This is a genomic window from Paraburkholderia sp. BR10141 (genome assembly GCF_056155635.1).
The window spans coordinates 1-24,644 of the sequence record NZ_JBMIQH010000027.1; the positions used below are offsets into that span (position 1 = coordinate 1).

Annotated in this window: 21 protein-coding genes and 1 pseudogene; 13 read left to right on the top strand and 9 right to left on the bottom strand. The window is 65.5% G+C overall.

The features are described from left to right. The 4 genes from ACOJB8_RS29630 to ACOJB8_RS29645 all read left to right on the top strand — a co-directional run. A partial coding sequence (locus ACOJB8_RS29630; protein ID WP_475015781.1) for an ABC transporter permease subunit occupies window positions 1-451 on the top strand: 451 nt, incomplete at its 5' end. A 7-nt stretch (window positions 452-458) separates the two neighbouring features. Next, complete coding sequence (gene gsiD / locus ACOJB8_RS29635; protein ID WP_342922102.1) at window positions 459-1,352, top strand: glutathione ABC transporter permease GsiD; 894 nt, start codon at window positions 459-461, stop codon at window positions 1,350-1,352. Then, window positions 1,349-2,425 (top strand): DmpA family aminopeptidase, encoded by a 1,077-nt coding sequence (locus ACOJB8_RS29640; protein ID WP_475015783.1) that lies wholly within the window; start codon window positions 1,349-1,351, stop codon window positions 2,423-2,425. Before gsiD ends, ACOJB8_RS29640 begins: the two co-directional genes overlap by 4 nt. After that, window positions 2,422-3,255, top strand: a complete 834-nt coding sequence (locus ACOJB8_RS29645; RefSeq protein WP_475015785.1) for a M55 family metallopeptidase — start codon at window positions 2,422-2,424, stop codon at window positions 3,253-3,255. Before ACOJB8_RS29640 ends, ACOJB8_RS29645 begins: the two co-directional genes overlap by 4 nt. Window positions 3,256-3,357: 102 nt before the next feature. Here ACOJB8_RS29645 and glgX read toward each other — a convergent pair whose 3' ends face one another. The 6 genes and pseudogenes from glgX to ACOJB8_RS29675 all read right to left on the bottom strand — a co-directional run bounded on the left by glgX (window position 3,358) and on the right by ACOJB8_RS29675 (window position 9,861). Continuing rightward, on the bottom strand, window positions 3,358-5,535 hold the full coding sequence (gene glgX, locus ACOJB8_RS29650) for a glycogen debranching protein GlgX (RefSeq protein ID WP_475015787.1): 2,178 nt from the start codon (window positions 5,533-5,535) through the stop codon (window positions 3,358-3,360). Window positions 5,536-5,762: 227 nt separating this feature from the next. Beyond that, window positions 5,763-6,086 carry a heme-degrading protein HmuQ gene (hmuQ, locus tag ACOJB8_RS29655; protein WP_069265901.1) on the bottom strand — a complete coding sequence of 108 codons (324 nt, stop codon included), beginning with the start codon at window positions 6,084-6,086 and terminating at the stop codon, window positions 5,763-5,765. A 304-nt stretch (window positions 6,087-6,390) separates the two neighbouring features. Next, window positions 6,391-7,560 carry an osmoprotectant ABC transporter ATP-binding protein OsmV gene (locus ACOJB8_RS29660; protein WP_069265902.1) on the bottom strand — a complete coding sequence of 390 codons (1,170 nt, stop codon included), beginning with the start codon at window positions 7,558-7,560 and terminating at the stop codon, window positions 6,391-6,393. Further along, on the bottom strand, window positions 7,557-8,210 hold the full coding sequence (locus ACOJB8_RS29665; RefSeq protein ID WP_475015789.1) for an ABC transporter permease: 654 nt from the start codon (window positions 8,208-8,210) through the stop codon (window positions 7,557-7,559). Before ACOJB8_RS29665 ends, ACOJB8_RS29660 begins: the two co-directional genes overlap by 4 nt. Window positions 8,211-8,225: 15 nt before the next feature. Continuing rightward, window positions 8,226-9,145 (bottom strand): annotated as a pseudogene (locus ACOJB8_RS29670) (glycine betaine ABC transporter substrate-binding protein). Next, complete coding sequence (locus tag ACOJB8_RS29675; protein WP_342948980.1) at window positions 9,145-9,861, bottom strand: ABC transporter permease; 717 nt, start codon at window positions 9,859-9,861, stop codon at window positions 9,145-9,147. The pseudogene ACOJB8_RS29670 and the gene ACOJB8_RS29675 overlap by 1 nt, the downstream one beginning before the upstream one ends. 841 nt (window positions 9,862-10,702) lie before the next feature. On the opposite strand from ACOJB8_RS29675, the gene ACOJB8_RS29680 reads away from it, so the two are divergent. From ACOJB8_RS29680 to ACOJB8_RS29705, 6 genes are all read left to right on the top strand, one after another. Then, window positions 10,703-11,728, top strand: a complete 1,026-nt coding sequence (locus tag ACOJB8_RS29680; protein ID WP_475015791.1) for a peptidoglycan DD-metalloendopeptidase family protein — start codon at window positions 10,703-10,705, stop codon at window positions 11,726-11,728. Between the two features lie 170 nt (window positions 11,729-11,898). Further along, the gene (gene eat / locus ACOJB8_RS29685; protein WP_475015793.1) at window positions 11,899-13,335 is read left to right on the top strand and encodes an ethanolamine permease; all 1,437 of its coding nucleotides are present in this window, start codon (window positions 11,899-11,901) and stop codon (window positions 13,333-13,335) included. Window positions 13,336-13,355: 20 nt separating this feature from the next. Next, on the top strand, window positions 13,356-14,753 hold the full coding sequence (locus ACOJB8_RS29690; protein ID WP_475015795.1) for an ethanolamine ammonia-lyase subunit EutB: 1,398 nt from the start codon (window positions 13,356-13,358) through the stop codon (window positions 14,751-14,753). Further along, window positions 14,750-15,550 (top strand): ethanolamine ammonia-lyase subunit EutC, encoded by an 801-nt coding sequence (gene eutC, locus ACOJB8_RS29695; RefSeq protein WP_475015796.1) that lies wholly within the window; start codon window positions 14,750-14,752, stop codon window positions 15,548-15,550. The genes ACOJB8_RS29690 and eutC overlap by 4 nt, the downstream gene beginning before the upstream one ends. Window positions 15,551-15,768: 218 nt before the next feature. Then, window positions 15,769-16,785: a helix-turn-helix domain-containing protein gene (locus tag ACOJB8_RS29700; RefSeq protein ID WP_475015798.1), complete on the top strand. Its 1,017-nt coding sequence runs from the start codon at window positions 15,769-15,771 to the stop codon at window positions 16,783-16,785. 17 nt (window positions 16,786-16,802) lie between these two features. Continuing rightward, on the top strand, window positions 16,803-17,585 hold the full coding sequence (locus tag ACOJB8_RS29705) for an alpha/beta fold hydrolase (protein ID WP_475015799.1): 783 nt from the start codon (window positions 16,803-16,805) through the stop codon (window positions 17,583-17,585). A 15-nt stretch (window positions 17,586-17,600) separates the two neighbouring features. On the opposite strand, the gene ACOJB8_RS29710 is transcribed toward ACOJB8_RS29705, so the two are convergent. Together ACOJB8_RS29710 and ACOJB8_RS29715 are read right to left on the bottom strand one after the other, a co-directional pair. Beyond that, the gene (locus ACOJB8_RS29710; RefSeq protein WP_475015801.1) at window positions 17,601-18,137 is read right to left on the bottom strand and encodes an N-acetyltransferase family protein; all 537 of its coding nucleotides are present in this window, start codon (window positions 18,135-18,137) and stop codon (window positions 17,601-17,603) included. Between the two features lie 16 nt (window positions 18,138-18,153). Then, window positions 18,154-18,726, bottom strand: a complete 573-nt coding sequence (locus ACOJB8_RS29715; RefSeq protein WP_475015803.1) for a helix-turn-helix domain-containing protein — start codon at window positions 18,724-18,726, stop codon at window positions 18,154-18,156. 251 nt (window positions 18,727-18,977) lie between these two features. Between ACOJB8_RS29715 and ACOJB8_RS29720 the strand changes: the two genes are divergently transcribed. Genes ACOJB8_RS29720 through ACOJB8_RS29730 form a run of 3 tightly spaced genes read left to right on the top strand, consistent with a single transcriptional unit; the run spans window position 18,978 to window position 23,526 of the window. Further along, a complete protein-coding gene (locus ACOJB8_RS29720; RefSeq protein WP_475015805.1) occupies window positions 18,978-21,521 on the top strand; it encodes an EAL domain-containing protein in 2,544 nt (847 codons plus the stop codon). Between the two features lie 46 nt (window positions 21,522-21,567). Continuing rightward, entirely contained in the window at window positions 21,568-21,876 is a 309-nt protein-coding gene (locus ACOJB8_RS29725) for a hypothetical protein (protein WP_368602444.1), read from the top strand. 15 nt (window positions 21,877-21,891) lie between these two features. Further along, entirely contained in the window at window positions 21,892-23,526 is a 1,635-nt protein-coding gene (locus ACOJB8_RS29730; RefSeq protein WP_475015807.1) for a methyl-accepting chemotaxis protein, read from the top strand. A gap of 4 nt (window positions 23,527-23,530) precedes the next feature. On the opposite strand, the gene ACOJB8_RS29735 is transcribed toward ACOJB8_RS29730, so the two are convergent. Beyond that, complete coding sequence (locus tag ACOJB8_RS29735) at window positions 23,531-24,274, bottom strand: FadR/GntR family transcriptional regulator (RefSeq protein WP_475015809.1); 744 nt, start codon at window positions 24,272-24,274, stop codon at window positions 23,531-23,533. Window positions 24,275-24,644: the final 370 nt, after the last annotated feature.

The following is a 24,644-nucleotide window of genomic DNA, read 5'->3' on the forward strand; positions in this document are numbered from 1 at the left end:
GCACCTGGGCTGGCTGCCCGTGGTGAGCGACGGTTCGTGGCGCAGCTACGTGCTGCCGTCGGTCACGCTCGGCGCGGCCGTGGCGGCGGTGATGGCGCGCTTCACACGGGCTTCTTTCGTCGAGGTGCTCAACGAGGACTTCGTTCGCACGGCGCGCGCGAAGGGCGTCGCCGAACAATGGGTGGTGATCAGGCATTGCCTGCGCAACGCGATGATTCCCGTGGTCACGATGATGGGCCTGCAGTTCGGCTTCCTGCTGGGCGGCTCGATCGTCGTGGAGGTGGTGTTCAACTGGCCGGGCCTCGGGCGGCTGCTCGTCGATTCCGTTGCGATGCGCGATTACCCCGTGATTCAGGCCGAAGTGCTGTTGTTCTCGCTCGAGTTCATCGTCATCAATCTGATCGTGGACGTGTTGTACGCGGTCATCAATCCGACCATTCGATTCAGGTGAGCCCGCCATGAGCACGACCCTAAACGAAGCCGTACGCGCAGAGGACGAAGCGATCCGCACGCCGTGGCGCGAATTCTGGCGCAAGTTCCGCAAGCAGCACGTCGCGCTCGGCGCGGGCGCGTTCGTGCTGCTGCTGGTGGTGATCGCGGTGTTCGCACCGCATCTCGTGCCTTACGACCCGGAAAATTACTTCGATTACGACTCGCTCAACGCGGGTCCCTCGGCGGCCCACTGGTTCGGCGTGGACGCGCTGGGCCGCGATATTTTCAGCCGCATCCTCGCGGGCACGCGCATTTCGCTGGCCGCTGGTTTTCTTTCGGTGGCGCTGGGGGCTGTAGTCGGCACGTTCTTCGGCTTGCTCGCGGGCTACTATGAAGGCTGGTGGGATCGCATCACCATGCGTGTAGCCGACGTGCTGTTCGCATTCCCAGGCATTCTGCTCGCCATCGGCGTGGTGGCGATCCTCGGCAACGGCATGATCAACGTGGTCTGCGCGGTGGCGGTGTTCAGCATTCCGGCGTTCGCGCGGCTCGTGCGCGGCAATACGCTCATGCTCAAGCATCTCACGTATGTGGAGGCCGCGCGCAGCATTGGCGCGTCGGACTGGACGATCATCATGCGGCATATCCTGCCGGGCACCGTGTCGTCCGTGATCGTGTATCTGACCATGCGTATCGGCACGTCGATCATCACGGCCGCGAGCCTGTCGTTCATCGGCCTCGGCGCGCAGCCGCCCACGCCGGAGTGGGGCGCCATGCTCAACGAGGCGCGCGCCGATATGGTGACGGCGCCGCATATCGCGCTGTTCCCGAGCCTCGCCATCTTCCTCACCGTGCTCGCGTTCAATCTGCTGGGTGACGGCTTGCGCGACGCACTCGACCCGAAGCTGGACCGCGCATGAGCATCGATCGTGGAGATACTGCGCCGCATATCGGCACACTGGCGAGCGGCGCAACGGGAACGATTGCCGACGTCAGCGGTGTGCGCGTCGGGCACTGCACGCTCGACGCGGGCGACGTGCAAACCGGCGTGACCGTGCTGCTGCCGCATGCAGGCGACCTCTTTCGCGAGAAGGTGCCGGCGAGCGCTTGTGTGATCAACGGATTCGGCAAGAGCATCGGGCTCATGCAGCTCGAAGAGTTGGGCGTGCTCGAAACGCCGGTTGCGCTGAGCAACACGTTTGCGGTGGGCACGCTCGCACAGGCGCAGGTTCGCGCGGCGGTCGCGGCGAATCCGCAAATCGGGCGCGGCCTGCCGACCGTCAATCCGCTCGTGTTCGAGTGCAACGACGGTTACCTGAACGACATTCAGGCGCTGGCCGTTCATGAGGAACACTATCTCGCGGCCTGCGCCGCCGCGAGCGCCGACTTCGCACGCGGCAGCGTAGGCGCGGGGCGCGGCATGTCGAGCTTCGACCTGAAAGGCGGCATCGGCACGGCGTCGCGCGTCGTGCAGGCGGCGGGCGTGCAGTACACCGTGGGCGCGCTCGTGCTGGCGAACTTCGGCCGCTTGCCGATGCTGACGATCAGCGGCGTGCCCGTGGGGCGCGTGCTTGCTGCGCGCGCGGCGTCGAACCGCGCGACGCAGGAGCCCGAGAAGGGCTCGATCATCATGCTGATCGCCACGGACGCGCCGCTCGACGCGCGGCAGCTTCGACGCGTTGCGCTGCGCGCGGCAGCAGGTCTTGCGCGCACGGGGTCCGTCTATGGACACGGCAGCGGCGATATCGCCATGGCGTTCAGCACCGCGTACACATTGGCGCACGACGCGTCGACCCACGCGTTGCCGCCCTTGCTCGCCGACTCGCAACTCGATCCGCTGTTTCAGGCAGGCGCCGATTGCGTCGAGCAGGCGATTCTCGACGCCTTGTGGAGCGCACGCACTGTGCAGGGCCGCGATGGCCACGTGCGTCTCGCGCTGCGCGAAGCGGCGCCCGATCTCGCCGATCTTCGTTCAGGCGGAGTGCACGCGTGAAGGTACTCATTTCGGTCGATATCGAAGGCATAGGCGGCGTCTTCAACGTTCAGCAAACGCGCGCGGGAAACGCCGAGTACGAACAGGCCCGCCGCTGGATGACGCTCGAGGCGAACGCGGCCGTGGAAGGCGCATTCTCGGGCGGCGCGAGCGAAGTGTGGGTCAACGACTCGCATGGCGGTTTCAACAACCTGCTGCTCGACGAGATCGACGCGCGCGCACGGGTGATACTCGGCAAGCCGCGCACGCTTGGCATGATGGCGGGGCTCGAGCACCGGCCCGCGCTTGTTTTCATGATCGGCTATCACGCCATGGCGCAAAGCCGCGGCATCCTTGCGCACACCATCAACAGCTTTGCGTTCGCGCGCGTGCTCGTGGATGGCGTGGCGACGGGCGAGGCGGGGCTGTATGGCGCGCTCGCGCAGGAATACGGCGCACGCGTGGCGCTGCTCAGCGGTGACGATGTATTCGAAGACGAAACGCGGCCCGCTTTTCCCGATGCGAAGTTCGTCGTGGTGAAGCGCGCCCGCGGCCACGCGAGCGGCGATCTGTTGACGCCCGCCGCGAGCCGCGAACGGGTTCGCGACGCGGCGCGCGAAGCCGCCGGGCAGATCGCACGCGACGGCGAATGGTGGGACCGCGCGTGTGCGGCGCCGCGTATGCGCACGTGCGAGCTGCACACGCAGACGACTGCGCTGGCGGATCTCTTTGCGCAGTGGCCGGGTGTCGAGCGCGCGGCGGGCTGCGTGATCCGGTTTGCGGCGCCAACCGCCGAGTTTCTCGTGCGCACGCTCAATAGCTTGTCGGCGATGTCGGCGGTGCTGCGATGAGGCGGCCGCTGGTCTCGGCATTGTGCAACTAACTGTCAGCCCCGTCACGCCCAACAAAAACGGACTGGCGGCCTCGCCGCCAATCCGCCAAAAGCCTGCCGTTCAACCCGTCAGGTCTTCCTCCAGCCGGTCGAACACCCGCTGTGTCGCGCCACGCGCATGCAGCGCGAACAGCAGCAGCGAACGGCCCGTCACCTGGTAGATATCGCCCGCTTCGAATTCGGGCAGTTCGTCGCGCACGGGCATGTTCGTGTCGATGAGGCAGTTCCACTGGTCGTTGCCCGGCACCGAAGGAAGCGTGAAATCCACCACGTCGTGATAGGCGTTGAACACGATGAGCATGGTCGCATCCGAGGCGAGGCGCATGATGCCGCTCGTTTGCGATCGTCCATCGATCAGCATGCCGAAGCAACGCATGGCCGCATCGTCCCACTGCTCCTGAGCGAGCGGTACGCCTGCGGGCGAGAGCCATTCGACGTCGGTGACGTCGAGCGTCGCGTTGTGCTCGCCGATGAGAAACCGGTTGCGTCGCAGCACCGGCAGCGCATGGCGCAGCGCGGTAAGCTTGCGCACGAAGTCGGCGAGCGCGCGGCCCGTGTCGTCGATGCCGTCCCAGTCCACCCAGCTCACGTCGTTGTCCTGGCAGTACGCGTTGTTGTTGCCTCGCTGCGTGCGACCGAACTCGTCGCCCGCTAGCAGCATCGGCGTGCCCTGCGAGAGCAGCAGCGTGGCGAGGAAGTTGCGCTTCTGGCGCTCGCGCAGCGCGCGGATCTCGGGGTCGTCGGTCGGGCCTTCCGCGCCGCAATTCCACGAGAGATTGTCGCCGTGGCCGTCGCGGTTCTCTTCGCCGTTGGCTTCGTTGTGACGGTCGTTGTACGAAACGAGATCGTTCAGCGTGAAGCCGTCGTGCGCAGTGACGAAGTTCACGCTCGACCATGGCCGCCGTCCGCGCCGGTTGAAGCTGTCGCCCGAAGCGCACAGGCGCGTGGCGAGTTCGGGCGCCTTGCCCTCGTCGCCTTTCCACCAGGCGCGCGCGGTGTCGCGAAAGCGGTCGTTCCATTCCATCCAGCCGGGCGGGAAGCCACCCACCTGGTAGCCGCCCGGCCCGCAGTCCCACGGCTCGGCAATCAGCTTCACGCTCGCGAGAATCGGGTCCTGGCGGCAGCTGTCGAGAAAGCCGCCGCCTTCGTCGAAGCCATAGGGCTCGCGCCCGAGGATCGTCGCGAGGTCGAAGCGAAAACCGTCCACGCCCATTTCGAGCACCCAGTAGCGCAGGCTGTCCGTGACCATCTGCAGCACGCGCGGGTGCGAGAGGTTGAGCGTATTGCCCGTGCCTGTGTCGTTGATGTAGTAGCGCCGGTCTTCGGGTAGCCGGTAGTACGAAGCATTGTCGATGCCGCGAAACGAGAGCGTCGGACCGAGTTCGCTGCCTTCAGCGGTGTGATTGTAGACCACGTCGAGTATCACTTCGAGACCCGCCTGGTGCAGGCGGTCCACCATGTTCTTGAACTCGTCGATCGAGCCGTGCGCGCCCACCGAGTACCGCGGGTCCGGCGCGAAGAAGCCGATGGTGTTGTAGCCCCAGTAGTTCGTGAGACCGCGGTCGAGCAGGTGCGAGTCATTCACGAAGGTGTGGATGGGCAGCAACTCCACGGATGTCACGCCGAGCCCGCGGATATATTCGAGCACCGGCGTCTGCGCGAGCCCCGCGAAGGTGCCGCGCTCTTCGTGCGGCACGTCGGGGTGGCGGATCGTGAAGCCGCGCACATGCGTTTCGTAGATGATCGTGCGCTCGCGCGGCACACGTTCGCGCATCGGGTGGTGCCATGTGAAGCCCTGATCGACCACGCGGCAGCGCGGCACATAACGCGCGCTGTCTCGCGTGTCGAACGAGAGATCGCCGTCGGGGCTCCCGATCGTGTAGCCGAACACGGCGGGGTGCCAGCGCAGCGCGCCCACGTGCGCCTTCGCATACGGATCGAGCAACAGCTTGTGCGGATTGAAGCGATGGCCCGCCTGCGGCTCGTAGGGCCCGTGCACGCGATAGCCGTAGATGGCGCCCGGTGCGAGGTCGGGCAGATAGACGTGCCACACCTCGTCGGTGTATTCGGGCAACTCGATGCGTTCGAGTTCGCGCAGGCCGCTCTTGTCGAAGAGACACAACTCGACCTTGGCAGCGTTCGCGGAGAAGAGCGCGAAGTTCACGCCGCGGCCGTTCCAGGTGGCGCCGAGCGGGAACGGCTGTCCTTCTACGATACGGGTGGCGGTTTTTTTCTTCATGGGCTCGTCGGTTGGGGACGCGATGGCGCGCGCCACCAATGCCGTTGCGCGCGAGGGCGGGCTTGTGTCAAGCAAGGTTTGGGCCCAGGGCCCGCAGCGCAGCGGATAGACGAGAAGAGAGGGGCCGGATACACGGGGCACCGCGGTGGTGCGCGCTGCGCGCGTGTAGCTTTGGCGCAGCGCGTGCCCAGATTTACCGATGTCGACCCAGACTTCGCGTGCAGCGCCTACTTCACGGTTTGCACGACTTCGAAGCCTTCGAACTCGGGATGGCTCAAATAGACCGGACGGTTTGCCCCGCCCGCATTGCCCGCGTTTCGATGCGCCGCGCGAAAGGCGTCGGAACGCGTCCAGTCTTCGAAGTGCGCGTGGCTCGCCCAGATCGTGTGGCTCGCGTAGAGCACGTGGTCTTCGCGCTGCGGGCCTTTGAGCAGATGAAATTCGATGAAGCCGGGCACTTGCTTCAAGTGCGTGTCGCGCGTGGCCCAGACTTCCTCGAATGCGGCCTCGGAGCCCGGCGCGACCTTGAAGCGATTCATGGCGATGTACATTGCGACGTTCCTCTTCGCGTACGAAAAATCGATAGGCAAGGCGGCGGGTGACTGCGCCCGCCGCCGCTTCGAGATCCGATTATAAGAGGCCGCGAAGGCGCTCGCGCCGCGTCGGTCCGTCGGCCTCAGCCAACACGGAACACTTGTACGGTGCCAGCGCCGCCGCGTTGAGCGCGAGGATATTGGTTTGCAACGCGATGCCTTCGATGATGGCGCTTCGGCTTCCCCATAACGTATCTTCGCGTTGTCGTAGAGGTGCTTCTTGACTAGCCGCCGGGATTTAGGGCTGAGCCTGACCCGCCGCTCACGCGATCGCGGCCGCCGGACGCACCGCCGCGCTCGGCGGCTGTCCGGTCTGCTGCCGCGAGCGGCCCGAGCTGAGATAGTCGGCGATCGAATCCTGTGTGATCTCGCCCACGTAGGCGCCGTCGGCGTCGAGCACCGGCATCCACGAGGCGCGGAACTGGTACATCTTGGAGAGCACGATGCGCAGGTTGTCGTCGACAGAAACCGTAGCCGGGAAGGGCGTGATGCGATCGCCGCAGACGCCTTCGACCCCGCGCGCGGCGCGGCGCGCCACGAAGCCGAGCGCGTGCTGCGCGTCGTCGAGCACGGTGAGATAGCGAGAATCGCTTTCGTCCATCGCGGCGAACGCGTGGGAGAGCGGCGTTTCGGCGCGCGCCGTTTCGGGTTGCGTGGCGGCGTCGCCGGCCTTCACGAGCAACAGGCGCTTGAGTGTGCTGTCCTGACCCACGAACTGCGCGACGAAGTCGTCATGCGGGCGCGCGAGCAGCGTATCGGGGTGGTCGTATTGCACGAGCCTGCCGCGCCGGAAGACCGCGATGCGGTCGCCCAGCTTGATCGCCTCGTCGATATCGTGGCTCACCATGATGACGGTCTTCTTCAGTTGCCGCTGCATCTGGAAGAACTCGTTCTGGATGGCCTCGCGATTGATCGGATCGACCGCGCCGAACGGCTCGTCCATGAGCAGCACGGGCGGATCGGCAGCAAGCGCGCGAATCACGCCGATACGCTGCTGCTGCCCGCCCGAAAGCTCGCGCGGATAACGCTTCAAATACAGCTTCGGGTCGAGCGCGACCATCGACATCAGCTCTGCCGCGCGTTCGGCGCAGCGCTTCTTGTCCCAGCCGAGCAGCCGCGGCACGACTGTGATGTTCTCCGCGATCGTCATGTTCGGGAAGAGGCCGATCTGCTGGATCACATAGCCGATGCGGCGGCGCAGATCCACTTCGTTCAGGCCCGTCGTGTCTTCGCCGTTGATGAGCACGCGGCCCGAGGTCGGCTCGATCAGCCGGTTGATCATCTTGAGCGTGGTGGTCTTGCCGCAGCCCGAGGGGCCGAGGAACACGCAGATCTCGCCTTCGGCCACCGAAAGGCTCACCGAATCGACGGCGCGCACGGCCTGGCCGTCTTTCTGCGTGAAGGTCTTCGTCAGTTGGTCGAGTTCGATCATGTCTTCTGTACTCCTTTCGGTGTCAAAGCGCGCTGCAGCATCTGCAACAACAGGTCGGCGACGATCGCGAGCACGCTCACGAGCACGGCGCCCACGAGTAGCTTCATCATGCTGCTCTGGCCAATGGCGCGAATGATCAACGTGCCGAGGCCGCCCGCGCCGATCACGGCGGCAATGGTCATCACGCCGATGTTCATCACGACCGCCGTGCGCACGCCCGCAAGAATCACGGGCACGGCCAGCGGCAGATCGACGAGACGCAGCCGCTGCCACGACGTCATGCCGATGCCGGTGCCGGCTTCCTTGATGCCCGCCTCCACGTTGCGTAGCGCGAGGTAGGTGTTGCGCATGATCGGCAGCAGCGAGTAGAGAAACACAGCCGTAATGGCGGGCACCGCGCCAATGCCCTGACCGAAGCGCGAGAACACCGGGATCATCAGGCCGAACAGCGCGATGGAGGGCAGCGTGAGGATGATGGTCGCCAGTCCCAGCAGCGGTGCGGCGAGCCAGTCATGGCGGCTGATGAGCACGCCGAGCGGCACGCCCGCGATGATCGCGCAGCCCACGGCGATGCCCACGAGGTAGAGGTGCTGGAGCGTGAGTTGCAGCAGCTCGGGCCAGCTCGAAGCGAGATAGTCGAATACGTTCATAGGGCCTGGCCTCCTTCAGGGGAGCGTATGCGTGCGCAGGAACTCCGCCGCGACTTGCTGGGCGGACTTGCCGTCGAGATCGACGGCCTTGTTCATGTCTTGCATCGCGTCGTTGTTGAGGGCGGCGGACAGCGCGTTGAGCTGCGCAGCCAGTTTGGGATTGCGCTCCAGCACTTCCTTGCGTACCACGGGCGTGGCGTTGTACGGCGGGAAGAAGTGCTTGTCGTCTTCGAGCGGCACGATGCCGAAGCCCTTCACGCGGCCATCGGTCGTGTAGACGAGGCCGATCTTCAACTGGTTGTTATGCAGCGCCGTGTAGACGAGGCCGGGGTCCATCTGCTTCATCTGCGAGCGGTCAAAGCTCATGTCGTAGGTGGCGAGCAGGGGCTTAAGACCATCCGGACGATTCGCGAACTCGGCGTCCATGCCGAACACGTAGCGCTTCGCATCGGGGTCCGTCTTCAGCTTTTGCGCAAGCTGCGAGACCGTGGTGATGCCGGTTTCCTCGGCGAATTTGCTTGGCAGGCCTAATGCATACGTGTCGTTGAGCGGCGAGGCATTGAGCCAGACGAGACCGCGCGGCGCATCGAGCGCCTTCACGCGCTCGTACATCGCTTCGGGCGAAAGCTTCTCCGTCAGCTTGTCGTAGACGAGTGCCGCCGTGCCCGTGTAGTCCCAAACGAGGTCGAACTGGCCGTTCTCCAGCGCACTGCGCATGAGGGTACTGCCAAGGCCGGAGCGCACCTCCACGGAATAGCCGCGCGAGCGCAGGTATTGCGCTGTGACTTGGCTAGCACGTATTGCTCGGTGAAGTTCTTCGCGCCCAGTACGAGCTTGGGCTGTGCGAATGCGGGTGTGGCGGCGGCGACGAGCGCCGTGCCGATCAGGCAGGCCTGAACGAAGCGGCGCAGAGACTTGAACGGTGACGCGAGCATCATGCGAGCCCTCCGTGACGCGCGAGCCACTGATGGCTGCCGGCGGCAACCACGCCGTCGAGCACGAGCGCGAGCGCGGCCGTGAACGCGGCGCCGAGCAGCAGCAAGGGCTGATCGTTCAGATAGATGCCGGGGAAAATGAGCGAGCCGAGGCTGTCGGCGCCGATCAGATAGGCGAGCGGCGCCGTGCCCACGTTGATGGCGAGCGCGGTGCGCACACCGCCCACGATGATGGGCAGCGCGCCCGGCAATTCCACGCGCGTGAGCGACTGCCAGCCCGTCATGCCGATGCCGCGCGCGGCTTCGCGCAGCGCGGCCGGCACGTTCTTCACGCCTTCATACGTATTGCGCGTGATGGGCAGCAGCGACGCGAGAAAGAGCGCGACGATCGCGGGAACGTCGCCGATGCCGAACACGCCGAGTGCAATGGCGAGCACCGCGAGCGAGGGGATCGTGTTGCCCACGTTGAAGATCTGCATGAAGCGTTCGGCCTGTCGCACGAAGCGCGGCCGGCTCAGCAGCACACCGGCGGGTACGCCGACCACGATGGCGAGCGCCATCGAATAGCCGACGAGCAGCAGGTGCCGCCCAGTGTAGTAGGCGAGGTCGCCTGCGTGGCTGTGCCACGTATCGGCGCCGATGGCGCGTGAGAGTGCCCACGCGATGACGGCAAGGGCGATCAGGCTGCCCGCGAGCAGGGCAGAGCGTCGAGTCATGAAGGTACGCCTCCTTGTTTTTGTGCCGCGCGGCGCAACGCTGCGCAGCGGGGACGCCGATGAGGATGCTCAAGGCGCCGCGAAGGAAGTTCGTGATCCCGGCATGGCCGCGATTGGAACCGACTAAAACTACGGACCAGAAAACGAACGAAAACCAGTCCGCCCGCGCACGTTAGCTACGTGGCGGCAGTGATATGAACGCGCTTCTCGCGTTCTTCTGGTTGTCATGTTCAGCTCGACGGCACCGAGCAGATCGATGCGCGCTGGAGCAGGAAACCACCTTTTGGCGGCTTGGATGCGGCGGTTTTGGGCCGCTACGCGAGGGCCGGAGGCCCGCTTGAATGGCGCTTGCGACGCAGTGGACCTTTAGCGTGGACCCTGTATCTCAATGCGCACGAGAACGACTTCGTGGTGATCGAAACGAGATGAGTATAGATCATTCGATTAGGTGCGTCTACCGTGGGGAACGATCGCGAGTTGACGGGCAATCGCTTGCTTTATTCGGTATGTCATTTCCGGGAATTAATCAGGTATCCGATTAAAATATTTCGGTAGTATTTCCCGTTTAAAAAGTGACAGAAATAGTCACTGCGGCAGAATGTTGCGCTCATTGGGCGCTCATTGGCTTTCTTAAGTTTCGTTTAAGAAACGCCATTTATTTTGAACCCCTTCGCATCATCGATGCTCGCCGATTCAGCGATGCGGCCATCGATCTCACTTCCGAATTCACCTCGAGAAGCGCGGCGCGCGTTCGCATTTCTCTGCTCTGCAATCCGTCATTCGATTCATGGCATTTCGTGCAATAGCGGCCGCCCCCGGCCTCGCGGGAAAACTCATCGTTGTGTCCGCAATCGGTTTGACGAGCGCCGCGTGGCTCGCCCATCGGCACGCGAACATTGCGACCGACGATCCGCTTGCCGACGCGGCGACTGCGACGTCCGCGGCGCCGGCGCAAGATGCGGCGTCGCAGGCGGCCAGCGCGGCGCCTGCGAGCGAAAGCGAGCCCGCGTTTCGCGTGGAGACCGCTGTGGTCGAACACAGCTTCTCCGAAGCCGCCCAGCGTCTCGGCGTGGATGCAGCGACGACGGCGAGGCTTGCGCGCGCATTCGCGGGCCGGCTCGATTTCCGGCGCGATCTGCAGCGTGGCAGCGAGATCCGCTTCGTGTTTCGCAAGGACACGAACGGCGCGGATGGCGCGAATGGCGCGAGCGACGCAAGAGATCCAGACGATGTGAGCCCTGCGAACGCCGGCGCGTCACAAAACGCATCGTCTTCGGACGACACGCCTGTCGCGATCCGCATTTCGAACGGCAACGTCTCGCACGATCTCTTTCTCTACCGGAACCTTGCGGGCAAGGCGTTCTACTATTGCGCAGACGGTCACGCCGCCGCGCCGTCGTTCTTGCGCTATCCCGTGAAGTTTACGCGCGTGTCTTCGTATTTCTCGCTGCGACGGCTCGATCCGGTCACGCATCGCGTGCAGCCGCACGAAGGTGTCGATCTCGCGGCGCCCGTCGGCACGCCCGTTCACGCGACCGCGCGCGGCACCGTGACGTTCGCCGGCTGGCAGACGGGCTACGGCAAGGTCGTGAAGCTCGAGAACTTCGGCCCGTACTCCACGACCTTCGCCCACCTTTCGCGCTTTGCGAAGCATTTGAAGGTCGGGCAGACGGTGAGCAAGGGACAGGTGATCGGATACGTGGGCGCGACGGGTTGGGCGACGGGCCCGCATCTGCACTATGAGGTGCACGTGGATCAGGTCGCGCAGGATCCGCTCACCGTCGACCTTCCGCATCGCGATCCCTTGCTGGGCGAGGACAAGCAACGCTTCGCCCAGCAGGTCGCGCTGATCGACCCGCTGCTGTAGGCGCAACGCGCGAAAGGCTGCCGCAAGGAAGCGGGCAAAACGGCCTGTGCTGCGCCGCAGCCACGATTTGCCGATTTTCGATAACACGTCGATTAATGACTCAATAGCATGGTTCCACTCAACCGTGGCGGCCAGGGCCGGCCGCCCGGGCCACCCAGAGGGAGACAACCATGCAAGGCGAGTCGAACGCACGCCCCGCTGCAATTGGCACGACAGTCGGTACATCATCGGGCAAGCCAGGTGCGCCGGCGCTCAATCAAACGCTCGGCACGTGGCAGTTGTGGGGCATCGCAGTCGGCCTCGTGATATCGGGCGAGTACTTCGGCTGGAGCTACGGCTGGGCCAGCGCCGGCACGCTCGGCTTCGTCGTCACGGCACTGTTCGTCGCGGCGATGTACACCACGTTCATCTTCAGCTTTACCGAACTCACCACCTCCATTCCGCATGCGGGCGGTCCTTTCGCCTACGCCCGACGCGCGTTCGGGCCGACCGGCGGGTATCTGGCGGGTGCGGCCACGCTCGTGGAATTCGTGTTCGCGCCGCCCGCCATCGCGCTCGCCATCGGCGCGTACCTGCATGTGCAGTTCCCCGGGCTCGAGCCCAAACACGCGGCCATGGGCGCGTATCTCGTGTTCATGGCGCTCAATATCGTGGGCGTGCAGATCGCCGCGACCTTCGAGCTGATCGTCACGCTGCTCGCCATCTTCGAACTGCTCGTGTTTATGGGCGTGGTGTCGCCGGGCTTCGCATGGACCCACTTCATGAAGGGCGGCTGGTCGGGCAACGATCACTTTTCGCTGGGTTCGTTTCATGGCATGTTCGCCGCGATCCCGTTCGCGATCTGGTTTTTCCTCGCGATCGAAGGCGTGGCCATGGCCGCCGAGGAAGCGAAGAACCCGCGCCGCTCGATTCCCATCGCCTATGTGGCCGGCATTCTCACGCTCGTCGCGCTCGCCGTGGGCGTGATGGTGTTCGCGGGCGGCGCGGGAGACTGGACCAAACTCGCGAATATCAACGACCCGCTGCCGCAAGCCATGAAGTTCATCGTGGGCGAGCACAGCGGCTGGATGCACATGCTCGTCTGGCTCGGGTTGTTCGGTCTCGTGGCCTCGTTTCACGGCATCATCCTCGGCTATTCGCGGCAGATCTTCGCGCTGGCCCGCGAAGGCTATCTGCCCGCGTGGCTCGCGAAAATCCATCCGCGCTTCAAGACGCCGTATCGCGCGATTCTCGCGGGTGGCGTGGTCGGTATCGCCGCGATTTATAGCGACGAGCTGATCCAGTTCGGCGGGCAGACGCTCACGGCCAACATCGTCACGATGTCGGTGTTCGGCGCGATCGTGATGTACATTGTCAGCATGGCGGCGCTCTTCAGGCTGCGCCGCGTGCAACCGGCCATGGACCGGCCGTTTCGCGCACCGCTGTACCCGTTTTTCCCGGCGTTCGCACTCGTCGCCGCGCTCGTTTGCCTCGGCACGATGGTGTATTTCAACGCGCTGGTTGCGGGGGTGTTCGTAGTGTTTCTCGCGCTCGGCTACGCGTATTTCCTCGCCACGCGCACGCAGCGCGAAGGGGGGGTAGCCGCCGAGGGGCTGCTCGAGGAGTGAGCTTTGCAGGAGTCCAGCACATGAACTATACGGAGTCGATCGGCGCGCGCACCTACCGCTTCGCGGACCTCAAGACGCTGCTCGCCAAAGCCAGCCCGCTGCGCTCCGGCGACCAGCTCGCGGGCGTGGCGGCGGCGAGCGAAGAGGAACGCGTGGCCGCGAAAATGGCGCTCGCCGCGGTGCCGCTCAAGGTGTTTCTTTCCGAAGCGCTCGTGCCGTATGAAGACGACGAGGTCACGCGCCTGATCGTCGACGATCACGACGCAGCCGCGTTCGCAGCCGTCGCGCACCTCACCGTGGGCGACTTTCGCGACTGGTTGCTTTCCGGCGCGGCAACGACCGAGGCGCTTGAATGCCTGGCGCCGGGCCTCACGCCCGAGATGGTTGCCGCGGTGTCGAAGCTCATGCGCAATCAGGACCTGATCGCCGTGGCGAAAAAGCGCCCCGTGGTCACGCGCTTTCGCAACACCGTGGGGCTGGCGGGCCGCATGTCGGTGCGCCTGCAGCCGAACCACCCCACCGACGACGTGAAGGGCATCGCCGCCTCGATGCTCGACGGCCTGATGTACGGCTGCGGCGACGCGATGATCGGCATCAATCCCGCCACGGACAGCCTGGCGGCCATCGTGAAGCTGCTCGCGATGATCGACGGATTTCGCGAGCGCTACCGCGTGCCCACGCAATCGTGCGTGCTTACGCACGTGACCAACACGATCGCGGCGATCGAAAAGGGCGCCCCTGTCGATCTCGTGTTCCAGTCGATCGCGGGCACGGAAAAGGCGAACGCGAGCTTCGGCATTTCGCTGGCGCTTTTAAAAGAGGCGCGCGAGGCGGCGCTCTCGCTCAAGCGCGGCACGGTCGGCAACAACCTCATGTACTTCGAGACGGGGCAGGGCAGCGCGCTGTCGGCAAATGCGCACTACGGCGTGGACCAGCAAACCTGCGAGGTGCGTGCCTATGCGGCCGCGCGCAAGTTCGAGCCGTTTCTCGTCAATACGGTGGTCGGTTTCATCGGCCCCGAATATTTGTACGATGGAAAGCAGATCATTCGCGCGGGTCTCGAAGATCACTTCTGCGGCAAGCTGCTAGGCGTGCCGATGGGTTGCGACATTTGCTATACGAACCACGCCGAAGCCGACCAGGACGACATGGACACGCTGCTCACGCTGCTGGGCGCGGCCGGCGTCAACTTCATCATGGGCATTCCGGGCGCTGACGACGTGATGCTCAACTACCAGAGCACCTCATTTCACGACGCGCTCTATGTGCGCGATCTGCTCGGCCTGCGCCGCGCGCCGGAGTTCGAGGAGTGGCTGGAGACCATGGAGATCGTCGACGCGAAAGGCGCGCTCCTGCCGGGCTCCGCGCGCGTGCCGCTGCTCGCGGGCGCGCACGAATGGATGGGGATCGACGCATGAGCGACGCCGTCGAAAAGAACCCATGGGGCGGGCTCAAGGCGTTCACGAACGCGCGCATCGCGCTCGGGCGCGCGGGCAGCGGCTTGCCCACGGCGCCGCTGCTCGCGTTCAATCTCTCGCACGCGCAGGCGCGCGACGCCGTGCATCACCCGCTCGACGCCGAAGCATTGCGGCGCACCCTCGAAGCCGAAGGGTTCGCCACGCTCGGCGTGGAAAGCGCGGCGCCGGACCGGCAGCATTATTTGCGCAGGCCGGACCTCGGGCGGCGCTTGTCGGAGGCGAGCCGGGCAGCGTTGGTCGAAGCGGCGGGTTCGGCCATCGCAGCGCATGAGGAGCCGCCTGAAGTCGTATTCGTGATCGGCGACGGCCTTTCGGCGATCGCTGCCGCGAAACAGGCCGCGCCGCTGCTCCTCGCGGTTCGCGCGCGTCTTGCGGACTGGCGCATCGGCCCGGTGGTGGTCGCGCGCCAGGCACGCGTGGCGCTTGGCGACGAGATCGGCGAGCTGCTGGGCGCGAAGCTCGTGGCCATGCTGATCGGCGAGCGGCCTGGGCTGAGTTCGCCAGACAGCCTCGGTGTCTATCTCACCTACGCGCCGAAGGTGGGCTGTCATGACGCGCAGCGCAACTGCATCTCGAACGTGCGTCCCGAGGGGCTGCCGTATGAGGCGGCCGCGCACAAGCTCCATTACCTCCTCACGCACGCGCGGCGGCTCGGGCTGACCGGCGTCGGGCTGAAGGACGATAGCGACGCGACGCTGCCGGGCATCGGTGCGCCTGGGCAGATCACGTCTGCGTGACGGGCCACACGCGGCTGCATCGGCTGCAACCATCGAAGCCGGCGACGCACCGCGGCGGTGCTGCCGCCTGTGCAGGGATTGAGCACTTCGCTAACCACCATTGCGCCGCCGTGGAGCAGCGCGGCGCCCGGCATGGCCATTGCGCATACCGTTTTCGCTGGCCCGACTCTTGCGTCACTCGACGATCGATCGAAGCAAGTGCGTGCTGGGAGGCAATCATGAACGAAACGGCAGAGCGAACCGAAGCCACGGCCGGCCAAGCACAATGCAGCGCGCATGGCGCCCGCACCGTCGTTAGCGTGGCGCACGACGCCGACGAGCAGGCGCGCAACCTCGTGGGCTGGCGGCAGACCTACGACCAGCTCGCGGCGGGCCGCTTCGTCGGCACGCTCACAGAGCTGCCGCTCGACACCATGAAGGTGTTTCGCGAGACCACGAGCCATACGCTGCGCCAGGCGTGCGAAGTGCGCGGCGACGCCTGGTGGTTCGGCATACCGGTTGCGCGCGAAGGCGCGGCGCGTATCGACGCGCAGGCCTTTGGCGCGCAGGCGTTTGCGCTGCGCCCGGGCAACGTCGAGTTCGAGCTTCTCACACCGGCGCAATTTTCGATCTACGGCGTGGTCGTGCGCGGCGACGTGCTGCGCCACTACGCGGCCACGGTCGAGCGTACGGCGCTCGAGGAACGTCTCACGGGTGCGCCTGTCGTGCAGGCGGCCGCTGCATGCATCGAGCGCCTTTGTGCACGGCTCGCGAGGTGTCTCGACGATGGCGGCCAGGCGCATGAGAACGTGCCGGTCTCACCGCTTTCGAACGTCGAGCGCAATGCATTGCAGGCGGAAGTGCTCGCCGCGCTATTCGACGCCTGCGCGGGCAGTGAGGATGCGGTTGCCGAACCCGCATCGCGACGCCGCTGGATCGTGGCGCAGGCGCGAGACTATGTGCTCGCGCATCGCGGACGGCCAGTCGGGGTGCCGGAGCTTTGCGAGCAGTTGCATGTGAGCCGGCGCACGCTCCAGTACTGCTTTCAGGACGTGCTTGGCATGGCGCCCGCAACCTACCTGCGCGCGCTGCGTCTGAACGGCGCTCGCCGCGACCTGTGCGGGCGCGCGGCCGGTTCGGTGCAGGACGTTGCGGCTGCCTGGGGCTTCTGGCATCTGAGCCAGTTCGCCACCGATTATCGGCGCATGTTCGGCATGCGGCCTTCGGAGGCATTGCGCGCGGTGGCAATGCCTTGAATTTCCTGGACGAGACTATGAATTCATTCACCATCGATGACAGGGAGAACGTCCTTCGCTACGTGGATTTATATTCCGCCACGAACTCGTCCGAGCCGCTTCTCTTCGTTCATGGTTTGGGTTGTGCGTCCAGCAGCGATTACCCACTGGTAGTGGGTTCACATTCGTACTCGAAACGCCGATCGCTCCTCATCGATCTCATCGGAGCGGGGTTCAGCGACAAGCCAGAGGACGGAACCTATACTTCGGATGCCCAGGCGAATGTCATCTCAAACCTCGTCACGAGCGAGCATTTCACGCGGGCGAATATCTTCGGTCATAGCGCTGGGGCGTTCATCGCACTGAAGCTCGCAAAGCGCCTGGCGATTCCCGTGGGCAGCGTGATTTTATGTGCGCCCGGTCTGAACGAGTACGGCAAAGCGATGTTGTCGGAAATCACGTCGATGACCGAAGCGCAATTCGTCGCCGAAGGGTTTTCGCAGCTTCTGGCGCAGTTAAAAGCGGCGGGCGGCAACGACGCCTGGCTGGGGCCGTTTGCCGTCGCATCGCCTCATGCCATTTACCAATGGGCAAAATCCGCGCTGGACGATAACGCGGAAAACTGGCTCGAAGATTTCGCGAGGCTGAGTTCGAATAAAGGGGTGATTCTCCCGGATACGGCTGCGAGTGAGGAAATTGCCCAGTTCGAGCAAGCCGGCTGCGCCGTCGAACTCGTTGCCAATACCGAGCACATGATGGCATACGACAATCCGGATGGCCTCGCGCGCGCCATCAGCAATAGGCTCGAACGAGGCGCGTGAGGAACCGGCGGTGTCTCACCGACTCAGCAGTTGCTTGTGATAGAACGTGGTGCCGCAGAATGCGCCGTCCGGCATTAGCGCGTAATTCGGCACGGCGCCCACCCGCTCCCACCCCGCACGCACATAGAGCCGTTCGGCCACGCCGCCCGTCACGGTGTCGAGCACGAGCACCGATTTTCCGGCCTGCCTTGCCGCCTCGTCGATCGCGAGCATGAGGCGCAGTCCCACACCTTGTCCGCGCGCGATGCGGTGCACCAGCACCTTGGCGACATCGGCGCGATGCGGCTGGTTTTCCGGCTGCGCCGTCACGAGCTGCGCCGTGCCCACGATGCGCTGCTGCGCGTCTTCGGCCGCGAGCAGAATGCGTTCGCCGCGCGCCACGTTTTGCGCCACGCCGAGCCAGAACGCGAGCGCCGTCTCGCGCGCAATCGGCAGCATGAAGCTCACCGAAGCGCCCCCTTCGACGCAGTCGATGAGTAGGTCTGCAAGCGCGCTCGCGCAGGTTTGCGCCTGTTCGGCGGTGAGGCGGCGTACCTTGATGGCTTCGCTCATGTGAAGGTGAACCCGGTTAATTAGTGATCCTGCAGAGCGCGACGACATAACGCGCCGGCTCGCTCGTGGGATTGCGATAAACGACAGGGCAATCCAGGCGCATCGCGAGGCAGTCGCCGGTTTCGAGCCGCCACAGGCGCTCGCCCACCGTCATCTCCATCACGCCTTCCATCACCCAAACCTGTTGATGAATCTCCGCGTCGCGCAGGCTCGTGTCGTAGGCCACGCGCTGGCCGGGCGGAAAGTGCACTTCCACGAGCTGGATGGGCGACCATGCGGGCGGCGAGAGATTGCGCCGCACATAGCCCGACTCGGGATCGGTCCAGAACGCTTGATCGCGGGCCGCGGCGTGCGGGGAAGGGGCCTGCAGCACTTCGTCGCCCGGCGCCTCGAAGAGCGACGCGAGCGAGACGCCGAGTGCCGTAGCGAGTTTGTCGAGCACGACGGCCGTGGGGCTGCTTTGGCCGCGTTCGATGAGCGAGATGTTCGAGCGGCTCACCGAACTGCGTTCGGCCAGCGCTTCGAGTGACCAGCCTTTGGCGTCGCGCAGTTCGCGCAGACGGCGGGCGATGTTGGTGTGGATATCCATGTTGTCCAGTTTAATGGATTAATTAGTCCAGTAAACTAGATTATGCGATTGCACATAGAAAAGTTTATGCGCATCAAGTTTGTCGCAGGCGTGCGACACATGATGCTGCCCTGATATTCCGGTTAGTCGATGCGCAAACGTTTGCGTCATCCTCGGCGGCCAAAACCTTGATTTGCGTCAATTGACGGCCTCCAGCCCGCTGTTAGCTTCCCGCTATCTCAAAAGACATCGCAGTGCGGTTCGGGGCGCAAATGCAACACCACACGCTGGACCTGGAAATCGGGCAGCTACTTTCAGGGCCGCCGCTTGCCTGCGGGCCAGACCTGCCGATTCGCGAAGCGGCGCGGATGATGAGCGAGCGGCGCTATAGCGCCATCGTGATTACCGAAATGGGGCGGCCCGTTGGCATCTGGACCGAGCACGACGCGCTCGCGTTGGGCGAAGACGCCGCCGCGCTCGCGCTACCCATCCGCCATGCCATGAGCCATCCAGTGCGCGCGCTGCCTGCGAGCACGCGCCTGCGCGACGCCGCCTTGCGCTTCAAGCGCGAGGGCATCCGCCATTGTCTCGTCGTGGACCAGGCGGGCCGCTCGCTCGGCATCGTCACGCAAACCGACCTGGTCATGAACCAGGGGCTCGAGTGCTTTCTGCGGCTGAAGACGGTCGGCTCGGTCAACGCGGCGATGCCGCTCGTGGTCGACGCGCGCATGTCCATGCACGAGGCCATGCAGCGCATGCGTGCGCGGCGTCTGAGCGCGCTCGTCGTGAGCTATGCCGAAGGCGACTTCGGCATCGTGACCGAGCGCGACGTGGTGCGCCTCGCTGCCGCCGGCGCGCTCGACGGTACGGTCGGCGCGCGCGCGAGCCGGCCGCTGCGCTCGCTTGCGCACTCGCAAAGCCTCTATGCGGCGCGTCAGTATCTCGTCGAACACCGCATGCGCCACGTGGGCGTGATCGGTGAAGACGGGCGTCTCGCGGGCCTGCTCGACCTCTCGCATATCCTGCACGACATCGAAGACGGCTTCGTGCGCGAGCTGCAGCTGGCGCTGCGCGAGCGCGACGACGCGCTGCTCGCCTCGCGCGCGAACCTGCGCCTCGCCGACCAGGTGGTGGAATCGACGCTCGATGGTGTGATGATCACCGACCTCGACGGCACCATCGAGCGCGTGAATCCCGCTTTTACACGGCTCACGGGCTATACGGAGCACGAGGCGCTCGGGCGCAACGCGAGCCTGCTCAACTCGGGCCGCCAGGGCGCGGCGTTCTACAGCGCGCTCTGGCGCAGCCTGCAGCAGAACGGCCACTGGAAGGGCGAAATCTGGAACCGGCGCAAGGACGGTGCGCTTTACCTGGAATACCTGACGATTTCCAGCATCTGCGACCCGAGCGGCCGCTGCACACATTACGCCGCGATCTTCGCGGACATCACGCAGCGCCGCGAGACCGAGGAGCGCCTGAGCTACCTCGCGACGCACGACGCCTTGACGGGCCTGCCCAATCGCACGCTCTTCACGGAGCGCCTCACGCTCTCGCTCGCTCGCGCACGCCGCTCGGGCAAGCGCGTCGCCGTGATGTTCCTCGACCTCGACCGCTTCAAGCTCATCAACGACACGATGGGCCACGGCGTGGGCGACGAGGCACTCACCGTGATCGCCACGCGCCTGCGTGAAGCGGTACGCGAGACCGATACGGTGGCGCGCCTCGGCGGCGACGAGTTCACGCTGCTGATCGAGGATATCGAAGACGTTCGCCATGTCGGGCAGATCGCCCAAGGGCTGCTCGCCCGCGTGGGCGCCGCGATGCACATCGGCGAGCAACTGCTGTTCGTCACGCCGAGCATCGGCATCAGCATGTATCCGGACGACGCGCACGATCCTCGGCAACTGCTCATGCAGGCCGACCGCGCGATGTACGAGGCCAAGGACGCGGGCAAGAACAACTTCCGGTTCTTCGCCGCGCCGATGACGTCGTCGGCAATGGAGCGCATCGTGCTCGAAAGCGAGCTGCACCACGCGCTGGAAGCTGGCGAACTCGTGCTCCACTATCAGCCCGAATTCGATGTGGCGAGCGGGGCGCTCGTCAACATCGAGGCGCTCGTGCGCTGGCAGCACCCGCGCCGCGGGCTCGTGCCGCCCGACCAGTTCATACCGATTGCCGAGGAATCCTCATTGATTGTGCCGCTCGGCGCGTGGGTGCTGCGCGAGGCCTGCCGGCAGGCGCGCGACTGGCTGGACGAGGGCTTCGACTTCGGCCGTATCAGCGTGAATCTTTCGGCGCGGCAATGCCTGCACGACGGCTTTCTGCATCAGCTCACGACCCTACTCAGCGAAACGGGCCTGCCAGCCACGCGCCTGCAACTCGAACTCGTGGAGAGCATGGCGATGACGTCGGGCCGCGGCGGTATCGAAGCATTGCTGCAAGAACTCGCGGCGCGCGGCATCAGCCTCGCGATCGACGACTTCGGCACCGGCTATTCGTCGTTCAAGTATCTGCAGTCCTTGCCGGTCGACACGCTCAAGGTGGACCGGTCGTTCCTCGCGGACATGGCCGAACCGGGGCCGGGGATGTCGCCGCGTGTGAAGAAAAGCGCCGCGCGAGACCGCTCGATCGTGCGCGCGATCGTCGCGATGGCGCGCACGCTCGGTGTCACGGTGGTAGCCGAGGGCGTCGAGACGCCACGGCAACTCGAGTTCCTGCGCGAGATCGGCTGCGACCGCGCACAAGGTTTCCTGCTTGCGCGTCCCGCGCCGGCTGAATGGATGCCGCGCGCGCTCGAAGCGTGCGTGGCTGGCTGAAGGCCGGCTTTTCTTTTCCCTTTAGCCGAAGTATCTGGAGAGTTCCGTGAGCACCAGTGACGAGATGTTGTTGAACTCGATGACCGCGCTAGTGAGCGCGCATGGCAAGGCCATCTCGCGCTTCGGCGCGAGTGTGGTGGTGATGACAAAGTTCGTTGAAGCGGTGCTGCCGCAACTGTCCACGGCGCAGATCGACCGCACCCTCCTCGCGTTTCGCGCGCAGCTTGCCGAAGCGATGGCCGTGGCCGACGACGTGCTGTTGCCCGGCGAATACCGCGCCACGCTGATCGAACAGGCGAACATGCTGCTGGCCCGGCTGGGTAGCGATGCAGTGCCAACCATGTTGAGGCCCTGACGCGGGAATAAGGTAATGCGAAATCTGACGATTCGAAAAGGGCTGCTGCTCGTGCTCTGCACCTTTGCGGCGATGCTTGTGGTGGGTGCAGCGGTAGGTGTCCTCATGATTGGCCGCGCCGACGATTCGGCGCGCTTCATCCACGAAGTTGCGCGCCAGGACGCGCTCGCGCTCGCCTTGCGCGAGGACGCGGCGCTTGCGCAAACGGCGCTGGCGCGTGCTTATCAGGCCGAGAAGGAGAAAGGCGCCGCCGAAGCACAACAGCACGCGCAGCAGGAAGCACGCGATCTCCTCGATCAAGCCTCGACGCGCAGCAATGCGCTGCGCGAGAGCGCACCGTTCGACGCTCATGCGGCCCGGCAGCGCGACACCTTGCTCGGCGCTTGGAGCGCACTCGCGCAGTCGCTGCAGCGCGCGGCCACGGCGCTCGAATCGGGCGACACGACAACCTATGCCACGCTGGCCGCCGGGGATGTCGCCAATGCGAACACGCAGTTTTCGGCGAGCGTGGCCGCATTGCGCGCGAACGCCGATGCTGCCACGCGCGCGACGCTCGACCAGTCCGTGCGCGAGCACAACTGGGTGATGGCGATGGTGGCGGTGGGCCTGCTGGGTGCGCTGGCGCTCGTCGTTGCGACCCACATGGCGCTGCGCCGCCTCGTGACGGCACCGCTCAAAGAGGCGGTGGAAGTGCTGAACCAGATCGCCGCGAACGATCTCTCGGTCCACATCGAAGGTGGCGGGCGCAACGAAATCGGCCAGCTGCTCGGCGCGATGCGGCGCATGCAGGGAGGCCTGAGCCACACGGTGCGCAGCGTGCGATCGAGCTGCGATGCGATCAACACGGGCGCACGCGAAATCGCCGCGGGCAATCTCGATCTGTCGAGCCGCACGGAACAGCAGTCTGCGTCGCTCGAGCAGACGGCGTCGAGCATGGAGCAGCTCACGTCGAGCGTGCGCCAGAACGCGCAGCATGCGAACGCCGCGAGCGCACTCGCCACGGGGGCCGCGGATGTCGCGCAGCGCGGCGGACGCGTGGTCGAGCAGGTGATCGACACGATGGAGGAGATCAGCCGCAGCTCGGGCAAGATCGCGGACATCACGGGCATCATCGACGGCATTGCGTTTCAGACCAATATTCTCGCGCTCAACGCTTCGGTCGAGGCCGCGCGCGCGGGCGAGCAGGGGCGTGGCTTCGCCGTCGTCGCGGGCGAGGTGCGCATGCTCGCGCAGCGCAGTGCCTCCGCGGCGCGCGAGATCAAGTCGCTGATCGACGCCTCGGTGCACGACGTGCGCAACGGCCGCTCGCTCGTCGGCGAGGCGGGCGCGACGATGGCGGAGATCGTCGCTTCGGTGGACAAGGTGTCGGGCCTCATGAAGGAGATCGCCTCGGCTACTGTGGAGCAGAGCGCCGGCATCGAGCAGGTCGAGACCGCGGTGAGCCAGATGGATCAGGTCACGCAGCAGAACGCGGCGCTCGTGGAACAGGCGGCGGCGGCCGCCGAGTCGCTCGAGCAGCAGGCGAGCCAGATGGCCGAGGCCGTGGCGACGTTCCGCGTGAGCGAGACGGCGGACACGCTGCCCGTGACGCCGCCCGTGACACCGTTGGCGGTTGCGCACGAGGAAAGCGCGCTGCCTGCGGCGGCATAAGCGGCTAACGCCAGGCCTGCGTGAACTCGCCGATCACGCGTGCGAGATGCGCCTGCATCGCCGCACGCGCGGCCTCTGCGTCGCGCGCCATGATGGCCGAAAAAATTCGCTGATGATCTTCCTGCGACGCCGCGCGTAACGCGGGCGTATGGAAGTGCTCCTCGATCTTTTTCCACAACGGGTCGGCGCGCGAGTTGTCCCACATCGCGCTCACCACGTGCCGCAGCATGTCGTTGCCGGTCGCGCCCGCAATCGCCAGATGGAATTCGCGGTCGGCGGCCTCGTACGCGGCCTTGTCGTCCATGGTTTCGCGCATCGCGCGCAACGCGGCGAACAGGCGGTCGAGGTCCGAATCCTTGCGTTCGGTCGCGGCGAGCGCCGCGACCCCGCTCTCGATCACTTCGCGCGCGCGCAGCGTCTCGATCGGGCCCGGCCCGCGCGGCAGTTCGAACGCGATGGCGCGCGCCTCCTGCGCGTCGGCCACATAGATGCCCGACCCCACGCGCACCTCGACCACGCCCTGCACTTCGAGCGCAATGATCGCCTCTCTCACCTGTGTGCGGCTCACGCCGAAACGCTCGGCGAGCGTGCGCTCCGAGGGCAGACGGGCGCGAGGCGCGCCCGGCGCGCGCCCGACGTCGCCTGCCGCGATCAGGTCGTAGATCTGTTTCGCGAGGCCGACGTAGGAGCGGTCGGTTGCGTCCGCATCGGCGGCACGACCGGTTGGCGTGTGCGAAAGATCGGCCATCCAGGATTCTCGAAAGCGTCGAAGCCGCCGGGCGGCGGTTGAAGTTCGCAGAATGGTACACCAGTTGCCGCGCCGCCAAGCTTACGGATGGCGCGGGTTTCCGCCCGATTGCCGGCCAATCGGGCCTGCGCCGGGTCCAGTGGTAAACCACTATCGCGCGCGGATTGGTATGCCAGTACTGTCAGACGGGGAGGCGTTCACGCATGCCCGTCGTTTTGCTTCGAGGGGACGCCTTTGAAGAGGTCATTCCGCTGGTCCGGCGCGTCCGGTCCAGTCCCGCTGCAGCACATCCAGCAAGATTCCCTGCGTCACGCACACGGTGTCGGCCATTCCCGACGAACCCGGTGTGCCGGCAATCAGTAAGTTCTAT

Bases quoted from the DNA above. Each gene is read 5' to 3' on its own strand.
- gsiD (WP_342922102.1), top strand. From the start codon at position 459: ATGAGCACGACCCTAAACGAAGCCGTACGCGCAGAGGACGAAGCGATC.
- ACOJB8_RS29640 (WP_475015783.1), top strand. From the start codon at position 1,349: ATGAGCATCGATCGTGGAGATACTGCGCCGCATATCGGCACACTGGCG.
- glgX (WP_475015787.1), bottom strand. From the start codon at position 5,535: ATGAAGAAAAAAACCGCCACCCGTATCGTAGAAGGACAGCCGTTCCCG.
- hmuQ (WP_069265901.1), bottom strand. From the start codon at position 6,086: ATGTACATCGCCATGAATCGCTTCAAGGTCGCGCCGGGCTCCGAGGCC.
- ACOJB8_RS29660 (WP_069265902.1), bottom strand. From the start codon at position 7,560: ATGATCGAACTCGACCAACTGACGAAGACCTTCACGCAGAAAGACGGC.
- ACOJB8_RS29665 (WP_475015789.1), bottom strand. From the start codon at position 8,210: ATGAACGTATTCGACTATCTCGCTTCGAGCTGGCCCGAGCTGCTGCAA.
- ACOJB8_RS29675 (WP_342948980.1), bottom strand. From the start codon at position 9,861: ATGACTCGACGCTCTGCCCTGCTCGCGGGCAGCCTGATCGCCCTTGCC.
- eat (WP_475015793.1), top strand. From the start codon at position 11,899: ATGCAAGGCGAGTCGAACGCACGCCCCGCTGCAATTGGCACGACAGTC.
- ACOJB8_RS29690 (WP_475015795.1), top strand. From the start codon at position 13,356: ATGAACTATACGGAGTCGATCGGCGCGCGCACCTACCGCTTCGCGGAC.
- eutC (WP_475015796.1), top strand. From the start codon at position 14,750: ATGAGCGACGCCGTCGAAAAGAACCCATGGGGCGGGCTCAAGGCGTTC.
- ACOJB8_RS29700 (WP_475015798.1), top strand. From the start codon at position 15,769: ATGAACGAAACGGCAGAGCGAACCGAAGCCACGGCCGGCCAAGCACAA.
- ACOJB8_RS29705 (WP_475015799.1), top strand. From the start codon at position 16,803: ATGAATTCATTCACCATCGATGACAGGGAGAACGTCCTTCGCTACGTG.
- ACOJB8_RS29710 (WP_475015801.1), bottom strand. From the start codon at position 18,137: ATGAGCGAAGCCATCAAGGTACGCCGCCTCACCGCCGAACAGGCGCAA.
- ACOJB8_RS29715 (WP_475015803.1), bottom strand. From the start codon at position 18,726: ATGGATATCCACACCAACATCGCCCGCCGTCTGCGCGAACTGCGCGAC.
- ACOJB8_RS29720 (WP_475015805.1), top strand. From the start codon at position 18,978: ATGCAACACCACACGCTGGACCTGGAAATCGGGCAGCTACTTTCAGGG.
- ACOJB8_RS29730 (WP_475015807.1), top strand. From the start codon at position 21,892: ATGCGAAATCTGACGATTCGAAAAGGGCTGCTGCTCGTGCTCTGCACC.
- ACOJB8_RS29735 (WP_475015809.1), bottom strand. From the start codon at position 24,274: ATGGCCGATCTTTCGCACACGCCAACCGGTCGTGCCGCCGATGCGGAC.